1 protein-coding gene is annotated in these 239 nt (G+C 66.9%); it reads right to left on the bottom strand.

The annotated features are described in order from the left end of the window. A partial coding sequence (locus ACNQO6_RS18510; RefSeq protein WP_440209922.1) for a carboxyl transferase domain-containing protein occupies nucleotides 1–239 on the bottom strand: 239 nt, incomplete at both ends.

The raw sequence follows: 239 nt of genomic DNA on the forward strand, positions 1-239 counted from the left end.
GAACAGCGGCGAATGGAAGCTGCCCGCCGCCATGGCCTGGGCACCCAGTCCGTACCCCTTGCGCAGGACCACGGTGAAGAACGGCACCGTCAGGCTGGCGGCGCTGACGAACATCCGCGAGACGTGGCGCACCGTGGCCTGTTTTTCCGCCTCCGGGCCAACCATGAAGGCAGGGGTGTCGCAGAGCGAGACGATCGGGATGTCGAAGGCGTCGCACAACTGCATGAAGCGCGCGGCCT

It is taken from the genome of Acinetobacter calcoaceticus (assembly GCF_051947995.1).
Classification (GTDB): Bacteria; Pseudomonadota; Gammaproteobacteria; order Pseudomonadales; family Moraxellaceae; genus Acinetobacter.